Source organism: Leifsonia sp. 21MFCrub1.1, from assembly GCF_900107895.1.
Lineage (GTDB): Bacteria > Actinomycetota > Actinomycetes > Actinomycetales > Microbacteriaceae > Leifsonia > Leifsonia soli.
In genome coordinates, this window is the sequence record NZ_LT629867.1 from 562,222 (window position 1) to 573,731 (window position 11,510).

Sequence of the window (11,510 nt, forward strand, 5' to 3'; positions counted from 1 at the left end):
CGCTCACCCGGGGCGACCCCGCTCAGGCGGAGGCGCTCCACTGCTCGCCGGGGCGATACGACCCGAAGCTCCACTCCCGGCCGCCGGGGTCGAGCACGCGTGCGCGGCGGCTGCCCCAGTCCGTGTCCTCGGGCGGGAAGACCACCCTCGCACCGGCGTCGACGGCGCGCGCGAACATCCCGTCGACGTCCTGGGTGACGAGGTACAGGCCGATCCCGGTGGAGACCCCGACGAGCGGGGGGACCTGGTAGGCCGCATCGTTCGATGCCACCATCACGACCGTGTCGGCCCAGCGCAGTTCGCTGTGCAGCACGAAGCCGTTCTCGCCGGACTGCAGTTGCAGGACATCGAATCCGAGCGCTTCGAGCCAGGCGATCGCAGCCGGGGCGTCGCGATAGCTGAGGGCGACCGCTGACGAGATCATGGTTCCTCCCGGCCCGGGATGCTCAGTCGTCCTGCACGGACGACGGCGGGTGCGCCTGCAGGTCGGCACGGATGCCGTCGAGCACGGCGTGCACGGAGACGCGCTTCGCCTCGGTGTCGACGATGTTGGCGGGAACGGTGACGACCAGACCGGAGCGGTAGAACGCCCGGACGCGGAAGCCGCCCTGCCACGACGACTCGTTGCTGTTGTCGTTCTCCGTCCCGCCGGACAGCTCGAAGCGGAGCAGTCCGGCGCGGCTCTCGACGCGGGTCACGACCTGCGCTCCCGGTGTGCTGTCGTCGACGACCTCGGCGGCGACGACGGTGTGATCGGTGAAGATCCCGACGCGCAGGGTGACGGTGGACAGACCCGACGCGATGGCGGCGCCCAGGTAGATGATCCGGTGGTCGCCGACGGCGAGCTCCAGCTGACGGATCAGCACGGGAAGCCAGTCGGGGTTCGCGCCGAGCAGCTCCTTCAGCCCGCGCTCGCCGTCGAGCAGCTCGCGCAGCTGGTCCTGGATCGCAGCAGTGTCCGTCATGGCCCGCCTTTCGGTCGCCACCGTGCGCGCGGTGGGGGACCGCGTGTCCATCTCAGCCTATCGCTAGCCAGGCTAGAGGAGCGACGGTCTCCTGACCTTCAGACGACCGGGGAGGCGGGGACCGACGGGGTCACCTTGTACCGGGCTCCGCGGTGCGTCTCCGGCAGCCGGTCGCCCGCGCCGTGCAGCTTGTTGCGCAGCGTCCCCGGCGCGTACTCCTCCGGGTAGGCGCCGCGCTTCCGCAGCTCCGGGATGACGAACTCGACGATGTCCTCGAAAGTTCCCGGCGTGATGGCGTAGGCCAGGTTGAAGCCGTCGACGTCGGTCTCCTCGACCCACTCCTGCAGCTGGTCGGCGATCTCGACGGCCGACCCCACGATGAACGGCCCGAGCCCGCCGATGGCGCCGTTACGGCCGATGTCGCGCACCGTCCACTCGCCGCCGTCCTCGTTCGGCCGCTGGAAGTTCGCCACAGCCGACTGGATGGCGTTGCTGTCGACGTTGCCGATCGGCTCGTCCAGGTCGTACTGCGAGAGGTCGACGCCCATCCAGCCGGACATGAAGACGAGCGCGCCCTCGTCGCTGGTGTACTGCAGGAAGTCCTGGAACTTCGCCTGCGCCTTCTCGCTGGTCTCGTCAGTGATGATCGTCAGCAGCGTGTAGATGCGGGCGGAGTAGCGGTCGCGGCCGGCCGCCTCCAGGGCATCGCGCAGCTTGCCGACCGTCGCCTTCAGGCCCTCCTTGGTGGAGGCGGCGACGAAGATCGCCTCCGCGTTCTCTGCGGCGAACGCGATCCCGCGCTTGGACGCCCCGGCCTGGTAGATGACCGGCGTGCGCTGCGGGCTCGGCTCGGAGAGGTGGATGCCCGGCACCGTGAAGTGCGTGCCGCGGTGGCCGATCTCGTGCACCTTCGACGGGTCGGTGAAGACACCGGACTCCCGGTCGCGGATGACCGCGTCGTCCTCCCAGGAGCCCTCCCACAGCTTGTAGAGCACCTCGAGGTACTCGTCGGCGTGGTCGTAGCGGTCGTCGTGCTGCAGCTGGTCGTCGTGGCCCATGTTGCGGGCGGCCGAGGGAAGGTAACCGGTGACGACGTTCCAGCCGACGCGGCCGTTGGTCAGGTGGTCGAGCGTCGACATGCGCCGCGCGAACGGGTAGGGGTGCTCGTAGGCCGTGCCCGCCGTGATGCCGAAGCCGAGGTTCTCGGTCACCAGCGCCATCGCGGAGACCAGCAGGATCGGGTCGTTCACCGGCACCTGCGCGCCGTGGCGGATGGCGGCCTCGTTGCTGCCGCCGTACACGTCGTAGGTGCCCAGCACGTCCGCGATGAAGATGCCGTCGAAGTTCCCGCGCTCCAGCAGCTTCGCGAGTTCGGTCCAATAGGTGAGGTCCTTGTAGCGCCACGCCTGGTCCTCGGGATGCCGCCACATGCCGGACGACTGGTGGGCGACGCAGTTCATGTCGAACGCGTTGAAGCGGATCTGCCTGGTCATGGGTCCAGGATGAGCGAACCGCGCCGGGGCCGCACGCGGTCCGTCATCGGGCGTAACGCTGGCTCGGCTCAGCCCCTCTGGCGGAGGTGCTGCCGGGTCAGCTCCGCGAGCTCGTCGTCGCTGAGGTCGTCGTAGCGCTTGCCTTCGGTGCGCTCCAGGCGCATCCACCGGACGAACAGCAGGACCAGCACGGGCACGTCGGCGACCTCGGCGATGAACCAGAGCAGGTCGCCGGAGAGGTGCTGGTCGTGGAGCGGGGAGGGGAACCAGAACGGCGTCCGCGCGACGATCGCCGGCGCGTGATCCAGGATGCCGTCGTTGAGACGCAGCAGCAGGCCGGGGATCGCGTCCAGCACCAGCTCGACGAAAGCGAGCAGGAACTCCACGGTGATGAAGAAACCGGTGCGGACGACGGAGTGCGCGACGATCGGCAGCACCAGCAGCAGGCCGACGAGCGGGGTCAGGACCGAGATCGTCCACTCGGACCAGACGGAGTCGCGCAGGACCGCGGCGAGGGGCGTGAGGAACACGAGGAACACCGCGCACGCGAACACCGGGGCGGCGATGGCGTTGCCGAACGTGCGCACCGGCCAGGATCGCATGACCCGGTCGGTGCGCCGGCGCCCGGCCGGCCCGAGCGCCACGCGCGCGAGGGCGACGGGCCGGCCGAGCGCGAGGAACGCAGGCACGACGAAGAGCAGCAGCGCGATCCTGGTCGTGAACGCCCAGCGCAGGTCGGTGCTCTCGGCGCCGAGGAACCCGAACGAGATGACCGCGTACGACCCGAGGCCGAGGACGAGGAACGCCGCCGTCAGCCGGAGCGGCCAGCGGCGGCCGTTCCGGCGGAGGCGGAGGACCCCGCCGAGGTAGAGGAGCGCGGCAGCGGCGAGCAGGCCGGCTGCGGCAGGGTCGAACGACCAGGTGGTGAGGAAGACGGCGACGGGGGGCGTGAGCGGCTCCGATCGGTGGCGGGCGTGCCCATTCTCATCCCGGCCGTGCCCGGCATTCCGCCCGGTGTGCTCCGTCTGAGAGGAACATCAGCCCGACTCAGAGGACTCCCGGGGGAGGCGCCGCGCGCCCACCTAGGCTCGATCCCGGTCGCGCGGACATCGGGCGATGGGGTGCGGGTCGTGACACGGGCGAGGTCTGGATGACGGGCGGCGAACGACGGCGGGCTCTGGAGCAGGAACGCGCGGAGCGCACCGCCGGGCGCTCACGCCGCCGACGGGCGGTCGGCGCCCGGCCCTCCCGCGGAGACTCGCGCCGCGGCGTCGCGCTCGGCGCCTCCGGTGCGACCATCGCGCTCCTCGCCGGCATCGCCATGGCGCCGCCTGCCATGGCGGAGCCCATCGACATCGTGACGGCGGCGGCATCCGGTCGCGCGTCCCACCAGACGATGACCGTCTCGGCGATCGTCGCCTCCGCCCGCGTCGATCGCGACGACCCGGTCGCTTCGGCGGTCGCCGGCATCATCGCCGGGCACGGCGGTGCGGCGGGCGAGCGTGCGGCGGGAGCGATCGTGTCGGCGCTCGCCGTCGGCGGCGTGCGCGAGAAGATCGTCGCGACGGCGCTCAGCTATCTGGGCGACCCGTATGTGCTCGACGGCGCGGACCACTCGGGCATCGACTGCTCGGGCCTGGTGATGGTCTCGTACGCGGCGGTCGGCATCCCCCTCGGGCACCTGGTCCATCTGCAGGACGACGCGGGCCGCCCGATCAGCGAGAGCGAAGCGCAGCCGGGCGACCTCGTGGTGTTCGACGACGAGGAGCACATCGCGATCTATCTCGGCGACGGGGTGCTCATCCAGGCGCCGGAGGAGGGCCGCCCGGTCGAGATCACGACCGTCTGGCAGGGCGTCCCCCACCACTTCACGCGCCTGCTGCCCTGACGGTCAGGAGGTCCCGCCGTCGATGCCGAGCGCGCGCAGGACGTCGGCCACGCGTTCGCGGTCCTCTTCCTAGCTCAATGACACGGCCGCTGCGCTGATCACCGTGCCACCGCGGGCTCGGCATCCGCGGCTTGACCCGTTGGATATGTGGTTCATCGGGTGGGCCTCAGCCCGCCGGTGACATCGCCTGGGCGACCGACGGTAGTGAAGGCGGTCACCACATCCAGCCGTAGTCGTTCGTGGTGCGGTCCGTCGCCGGGGGAGAGCTGTCTTTGTCTGGGTCGTCGCGGTGTTCGCGCAACAGGTCTGAGGGGTCGCTGATCGTTGCGGCGGCCGTCTGGTTTCCCCTGTCGGCTGAGCCCTGCCCGAGGGACGACGCCGACGGGGTGGGCGTCGGCGTGTCGTGCAGTTGGTCGAACCGCTTCTGCAGCCGCTTCTCCGCCCAGGCATCGATCGAGGGGTGGGCGGAGCATTCGGTGTAGACGTCGATGGCGACGAGGCCGGTGGAGGCGTCGAGTCCGTAGAAGACGCCGTCAGGTCGTTCGGCACGGAGGAGGACGGACTGCTCGCCGCTGGGGTTGGTCCAGTCAACGGTTCTGGTGACGGTGAAGCCCTGGCTTTCCCAGTAGGCGGTGAGTGTGTCCGCGATCGGGTGCGGGTCAGGCTCGAACGGTGCGTGGTAGACGACCGCCTGTACTTGAGATGCGTCGTCCGATCCCCGGGTGTGGCATGGAGCGAGACCCACGTTCTCGGCGGCGGGGTCCCAGGTGCGGCTCTTGTCCAGTGGGACGTCCTCCTTCCAGTTCTGGGTGTCGCCGGTGGCGGCGATGGCGGCGTTGGTGAGGTCGGCCCATTGGGTGAGCAATTGGGTGATCGTCTTCTGCGGGGCGCCCGGTGATTGTGGGGCCGGGCCACTGAGCGCAGGTATGGGCATGCATCCTCCTATCAATGACACGGTTGCCGCGGCGATCGCCGTGGCAGCGCAGATTCTCGCGATTCGACTCATCGCGCTGGCTTCGTGAGTCATCGGGTGGGCCTCAATCCGCCGACGACTTCGCCGGGGTGGCCGGTCGTGGTGAGCGCGGCGTTGTAGAGCGCCTCGGTTTTGGGGTCGAGGTAGCCGTGACCTTCGGGGGCGTACCCGTTGAGGAAGTTGAACCCGTCGTGGTTTTCTCCGAGGGCGCTATGGCCCCTGGTCTGCTTCAGCCGGTCGCCGTTGGGGAGGGTTGTGCCCTCGGAGGAGAACGATTGGGCCCCGCGGATGACCGCGGCCGGGGCCAGGGTGCCGGCGGGTGAGAAGGCGACCTCTGGGTTGGGTTCGGCCCGGCCCCCGACGGTCGAGCCGAACGGGGCGAGGTGGTCCTGCGAGGCGGCGGTCGTGTAGATCGAGGGGAGCACGTCGGTCTTCTTCACGTGCAGGTCGGCGAGCGAGGTCACCGTGTCGGTGTCGATGCCCGCGGAGCCGAGCATCGTGAACGAGTCCACCGGATACTTCGTGTGAGTCAGAGCGTTCGCGGCCATGGTCGTCCCGTAGGAGTGGGCGAGCACGGCCACCGACGGCAGGTTGCCGGCCCGGGCGGCGTGGGTGCCGTCCAGTTCGGTGGCGAACCGCCAGGCGCCGTCCTGCGCCAGCGCGGGATTGTTGACCGTCACGAGGTCTGGGGTGTCGTAGCCCAGCCAGCCGATCACCCCATGTGTGTGCCGACCATCACGCTTTCTCTGTTCTTCGTACAGGTTCCACGCGGCCTGTGACCAGTTCCGGGTGGCGTCCGTGGCGTCGGAGTTCATGCCGGGTGCGGCCCAGGTGACGGTGTGGGCGGTGTCGAGGTCGCCGTAGCCGATAGCGACCATCGGCACCGACGCATCCAGGTTGAAGGACACCAGCGAGGCGGACCCTCTCGCGAGCACGTCCTTCAGTGCGCTGAGCACCTTCCGTTGCTCCGGGGTTAGATCGGGCCTTTTCTTCGCACGTTCGTAGATGGTCAGGTTGCAGGTGTTCCGCACGACGTAGGGCAACCCGGCGAGGTTTCCGAGGATCTCGGGCGCGGCGGTCTGGAAAGCGGTCCTCTGCTCGGGGAGGAGACGCTTCCACCATGTCGCGACCCGGTCCGGAGGCGGGGGATGCTCCCAGAACCGTTGCACGATCTCCGGGTCCTGGGCGATCAGGATGCCCAGTTCTTCCGGGGTCAGCCGGGTCAGACTCTCCATCAGCGACGCGTTCGCGCTCGCCGACCCCGCGATGGCGGACAGTTTGCTCACCGCTGTCGCGAACGCGGCCACCTGTGGGGCCGGGATGACGGGCATGGCGCCCTGCAGAGCGTCGTCCAGTGCGCTCGCGAAGGTCTTCTCGGCAGCGTCGTACTCGTGCGCCGCCTGCCTGGCGCGCTTCCGGGCGTCGTCCAGACGCTCCTGGGCGTCCTCGATCGCGAACCGGGCCCGGATCAGCGTGTCCTCGGCGTCCTGCTCCGCGCGCCGGGCGTCGAGCATCGTCCGGCGCGAGGACTCCTTCCCGGACGCATAGGCCCTCTGCAGCGCATCCGCGGCCAGCAGCAGAGCCGTATGCTCGACGCTGAGTGCGGCGACCTTCGCCTCTGCCTCCTCCAGGTCGGCCTGGGCCTCCTCCGCGTCCTGCAGCGCCGCGTCCGCCGTGTTCTGCGATGTCGTCATCGACGTCAGCCAGGTCGTCGCGGCGGCGGCGCCCGCCGAGTGCCTCGAGGATGCGATGCGCGCCGCGTCTGCCAGGGTCCTCAACCGGTCCCGGAACACGTCGGCGGCCAGCCCGGACCATGCGGCGGCCTCGAGCCCGGTGTTCACCAGGTCGTCCGCCGCCGTGGCCTGCCCGTCCAGTCGCTCCGCCCACGTCGTGAGGTGAGAGGCCAGGGCATCCACCGTTCCGGGGTCGCCCGGGGTCGGGTCGGTGTCCAACCCGGCCGGCGACCAATCCGCCCATCTAGAACCCAATGACTTCACCCCCGTCGATGCGGAACCGGGAGGCGTCTTCCGCATCCCGCCGTTCGTGGGCGGCCGCCACCTGCTCGAGAGCACCGGCCAGTCCCACCACCAACTCATCGACGGCCGACTGCCCGGAAACCCAATACCGTTCGAAACGGGCTACGGCGGCACGCGCCACCGACGATCCGAAGCCATCCGCTCCGTCCGCTGTTGGACGGCGTCCGGCGGAGCTGCGCTTCAACGCCTTCGAGCCCTCGCGCAATCGCCCTGCGTCGGCACCGATTCTCGCCATCCGCGCTCCAGATATATCAATGGATATTTTGGAGTAGGTTAGCATCGGCGACGAGGCAGCGAGCCGGGTATGGCCGCAATCAAGGGGAACGCAGTGAGGGGAGGGATCGCGTCGGATCCCTCCCCTCACGATGTGCAGTGCGTCAGACCTGCGGGGCGCCGCCCGGGCGGCGACGGCCCCGGGTGACGAACAGGTAGCCCGCGATCAGCAGGGCCAGTGCGATCACCGCGATGAGCGGCGCGACGACCGAACCGGTCGAGGCGAGCGAGCCGGCCGTCGAGGCCGATCCGCCGGTGACTGCTCCGTTGCCGCTCCCCGTCGACCCGCCGGGGAGCGCGCCGGACGGCTGGCCGTCGGCGGTGACCTCGAAGTTCACCGTCACCGCCTTCCCGCTCTGCGCTCCGGTCACGGTGATGGTGTGAGCGCCGAGCTCCGTCGGCGCGGTCGCCGTGACGGCCGCCGATCCGCCGAGCACATCGGTGCGGGGCAGGGCGACCGGGTCGGACTGCATGACCCCGGTGACCTGCCGGTCGCCGCGGAAGCCCGCCAGCGTCGCGGTGATCGGGTCGCCCGGCTCCACCGTGGTCGCGCTGAGAGCCACGGAGGCTCCAGCGCTGAGTGCTGCATAGTCGCGGTTCAGCTCCAGAGCGCGGGCGATGGTGAAGAAGGTGTCGGACTGGTCGGTCAGGCCGACCACGTCCGCGGCGCCCGGCCCGTACCCGGCGATGCGGAGCTGGGAACCGGTGTGCTGCTGCGAGCCGCCGGCGGCCGCCGTGCCGTATGCCACCTTCATCACGGTGCCGTCCGCGGTCGTCAGCGCGGTCGACAGCGTCGCCGGCGGGGTGCTGTCCACGATCTGGCTGGTGTGGGCGTGGTCGGCGGTGACGATGACCAGGGTGTTGCCGTCCTTCTTCGCGAACGCGAGCGCCGCCTGCACGGCCTCGTCGAGGTCGACGGTCTCGCCGATCTGACCGCACGCGTCGGCCGAGTGGTCGCGCTTGTCGATGCTCGCGCCCTCCACCTGGAGGAAGAAGCCGTCGCCGCCCGGCGCATCGAGCAGCGAGATCGCCTTGTTCGTCAGCGACGAAAGGGACAGGTCGGTCGCCAGGCGGTCGGGGTTCGGGCTGCAGGTGACCGGCGCCTGGTCCGCGCCGCCGACGGTCGCCGTCGTCGAGGCGTACCGGGTCGGGAAGTTGCCCGCGGTGAACAGGCCGAGGAGGGGCTTCTGCTGGTCGGCCGCGGTCACCCCGGCCAGGCCGGCGGCGTCGCCGACCACCTGGTAGCCGCGCTCGGCAGCCTGGTCGAACAGCGTCTTGCCCGACCACGGACCGGCCTTCGCGGTCTGGGTGAAGGAGGCCGAGCCGCCGCCCAGGGTCACGTCGGCGCGGGTGTCGAGCAGCTGCTCGCTGATCGAGCCGAGGCCGCCGTTCTGCAGGGCGTCGGAGCCGCACGATGCGCTGTCGGGACCGTAGCAGGAGCGGGCGCCGACATGCGCGACCTCGACGGCCGGCGTCGCATCCTGGATCTCGGCGGTGCTGACGTTGCCGGTGCGCAGGCCGTTGGCGCGCGCCAGCTCCAGCAGCGTCGCCTGCGGCTTCCCGTCGATGTCGACGGAGACCGCGTTGTCGTAGGTCTTGGTGCCCGTGGCCCAGGCGGAACCGGTGGCGGCGGAGTCCGGGACGTAGTCGGGCTTGCCCTTGTTCGCGCCGTCCTTGTACAGCGAGTAGGTCGTGTACTGGCCGGTGAGCGGCAGCGCATCGATGCCGGGCAGCATCCCGCCCGCGCCGTACTGGTAGTTGCGGGCGACCGTGATCTCACTGTCGCCCATCCCGTCGCCGATGAGCAGGATGACGTTCTTGGCCGGCCCGCTGACGATCGACTGCCGGAGCGCCGTCGTGGAGTCGTCGGGGTTGCGGGCGGCGCCGCCGTTGTCGGAGGTCGCGGCCAGCGCGGGCGCGGGGAGCAGCGCGGCGGCGAGCACGCCGGAGGCGGCGACGAGCACGGCGCCGCCCTTCCAGCGCGAAGCGGAACGGAACATGCGGGGTGGTCCTTTCGGTCGAGTGACCGGACCATCCGACCGGGCGCCGGTGACGCCGGGATGAACCTGAGAGAGCGTACATGTGAACTCTCACAGGGATCGGGCGCGGCGCCCGTCAGGTGCCCAGTTCGCGCCGCATCAGCCAGCGCACGCGCCCGCCCGAGTGTGCGTCCGTCGCCCGGACGCGCGAGAAGCCGTGGTTCTCGAAGAGCTCGACCGTTCCGACGTAGCCGCTGATCACGTCCACGCGCTCGCCGCCCGTGTCGACCGGGTACCCCTCGACCAGCGCGGCACCGGAGGCGCGCGCGTGCTCCACCGCGCCGTCCAGGAGGTCGTGCATCAGCCCGTGCTTCCGGAAGCCGCCGCGGACGACGAAGCAGACGATCGACCAGGGGTCGCGATCCTCGTCGAGATGCGGGATGGTGCGCGAGTTCATCAGCCGGCGGTACGTCGCCTTCGGGGCGACGGAGCACCAGCCTGCGACGTCGCCGTCGAGGTACGCGAGCACACCGGGGCCGGGCTCGGTGGAGCACTCGGCGCGCATGTGCGCCACCCGCCCGGCGGTGTCGAGCCGCGCATCCCGGTACGACATGCAGACGCACCCGCCCGCGCCGGGCTTCCGCGGCACCATGAAGGTGGCGAAGTCGTCGAAACGACCGGTGGCGGGGAGGACGTCGACGGCCATGCCGGAAGTGTATTCCGGCCCACCGACGACGTCAGGCGCGCCGACTACGCCCGGCGGGATGCCGTGGCCGCGACACCGGCGAGCGGCCCGCCGCGGAGACCCAGTTCCGGGAAGGCGAGCAGCACCATGTCGACGAGCTCCTCCAGCGGGCGGGTGAGCGGATCGGTGACGGGAAGGCCGAGCTCGGCCTCGTGCTCGGCGATGGCGTCGTCGATCCCGGCTGCGGTGAGGCCTTCGTGGTTGATGGTGACGCCGATGACGCTGGTGTCGCTGAACGCCTGGATCAGGGCGATCTCGCTCGCGGCCGTCGGCATCGGCATCATCGGGAAGTCGCCCAGCATCACGCGAGCCGGCGCGTGCTGGAGGATGACGCCCTCCGGCCGGCTGCCGCGCAGGATGGCGCCCGAGCTGAGGTAGGCGGGGTGGCTCAGCGCGCCCTGGCCTTCGACGATGATGACGTCCGGGTCCTCCTCGTCGAACGCGGCGACGACCTGCGCCTCCACCTCGCCGGAGCAGAACTGGGGGATGGTCGCATCGAGCGCGACCGCGTGCCGGGCGCCCTGGATCAGCGACGTCTGCCCGGTCCCGACCATCACAGCGCGGATGCCCTGCGCGTTCAGCGCCTGAGTGAGCAGCGTGGCCGTCGTGCGCTTGCCGACGGACCCGTCCGTGCCGAGCACCGCGATGCGCGGGCACGTGACATCGAAGATGCGGCCGCTGAAGAGCTTCAGCTCCGCGATCTCCTTCGGTCGCCGCACGTCGTTGATCGTCACACCGGCCACCAGGGCCGCGGCGACGAACTCGGCGTCGTCGTTGAGGTACTCGTGCAGTCCGTTGACCAGGTTCATCCCGCGGTCGATGCCGTCGAGGAGCACGGCGCGGTGGTCGGCGGTCAGCAGACCGTCGGTCGGCGCCATCCCGAAGATGAGGGTGTCGGGGGTGAAGCCGGCACGGTCGAGGGATGCGTCCAGGCTCGCGAGCACCGGGATCCCGTTCGGCGCACCGTCCAGGACCTCGCCTGCGTCGGCGCCCGCACGGGTGCTGTCGATGACGCTCAGGATCTCGTACTTCTCGGAATGGCGGACGAGACCGTTGGCGGTCTTGCCGTCGAGCCTCCCGAACAGTCCTTCGCAGTAGACGACGGCTTTCACGGACGCGGGCATGGCGCTCCTCTTGTGTGCACAGAGGAGGCGACGA

10 protein-coding genes are annotated in these 11,510 nt (G+C 70.5%); 1 reads left to right on the forward strand and 9 read right to left on the reverse strand.

Annotated features, from left to right (window positions below; translation table 11 throughout):
* Positions 1–22 precede the first annotated feature (22 nt).
* From BLW09_RS02545 to BLW09_RS02560, 4 genes are all read right to left on the reverse strand, one after another.
* Positions 23–424, reverse strand: coding sequence for a VOC family protein (locus tag BLW09_RS02545; protein ID WP_089908053.1), 402 nt, complete (start codon positions 422–424; stop codon positions 23–25).
* A 22-nt stretch (positions 425–446) separates the two neighbouring features.
* A complete protein-coding gene (locus tag BLW09_RS02550) occupies positions 447–965 on the reverse strand; it encodes a hypothetical protein (RefSeq protein WP_089908056.1) in 519 nt (172 codons plus the stop codon).
* Between the two features lie 98 nt (positions 966–1,063).
* Positions 1,064–2,458 (reverse strand): LLM class flavin-dependent oxidoreductase, encoded by a 1,395-nt coding sequence (locus tag BLW09_RS02555; RefSeq protein WP_089908059.1) that lies wholly within the window; start codon positions 2,456–2,458, stop codon positions 1,064–1,066.
* A 68-nt stretch (positions 2,459–2,526) separates the two neighbouring features.
* Positions 2,527–3,351: a cytochrome c oxidase assembly protein gene (locus tag BLW09_RS02560; RefSeq protein WP_089908062.1), complete on the reverse strand. Its 825-nt coding sequence runs from the start codon at positions 3,349–3,351 to the stop codon at positions 2,527–2,529.
* A 257-nt stretch (positions 3,352–3,608) separates the two neighbouring features.
* Here BLW09_RS02560 and BLW09_RS02565 point away from each other — a divergent pair, with 257 nt between their 5' ends.
* A complete protein-coding gene (locus BLW09_RS02565; RefSeq protein ID WP_231947013.1) occupies positions 3,609–4,346 on the forward strand; it encodes a C40 family peptidase in 738 nt (245 codons plus the stop codon).
* A gap of 214 nt (positions 4,347–4,560) precedes the next feature.
* Here BLW09_RS02565 and BLW09_RS02570 read toward each other — a convergent pair whose 3' ends face one another.
* From BLW09_RS02570 to BLW09_RS02595, 5 genes are all read right to left on the reverse strand, one after another.
* Positions 4,561–5,280, reverse strand: a complete 720-nt coding sequence (locus BLW09_RS02570; protein ID WP_231947014.1) for a hypothetical protein — start codon at positions 5,278–5,280, stop codon at positions 4,561–4,563.
* 89 nt (positions 5,281–5,369) lie between these two features.
* On the reverse strand, positions 5,370–7,271 hold the full coding sequence (locus tag BLW09_RS02575) for an alpha/beta hydrolase (protein WP_231947016.1): 1,902 nt from the start codon (positions 7,269–7,271) through the stop codon (positions 5,370–5,372).
* A 461-nt stretch (positions 7,272–7,732) separates the two neighbouring features.
* The gene (gene phoA / locus BLW09_RS02585) at positions 7,733–9,628 is read right to left on the reverse strand and encodes an alkaline phosphatase (RefSeq protein ID WP_089908068.1); all 1,896 of its coding nucleotides are present in this window, start codon (positions 9,626–9,628) and stop codon (positions 7,733–7,735) included.
* Positions 9,629–9,743: 115 nt separating this feature from the next.
* On the reverse strand, positions 9,744–10,313 hold the full coding sequence (locus BLW09_RS02590) for a GNAT family N-acetyltransferase (RefSeq protein WP_089908072.1): 570 nt from the start codon (positions 10,311–10,313) through the stop codon (positions 9,744–9,746).
* Between the two features lie 44 nt (positions 10,314–10,357).
* Complete coding sequence (locus BLW09_RS02595) at positions 10,358–11,476, reverse strand: DUF1611 domain-containing protein (protein ID WP_089908076.1); 1,119 nt, start codon at positions 11,474–11,476, stop codon at positions 10,358–10,360.
* Positions 11,477–11,510 lie beyond the last annotated feature (34 nt).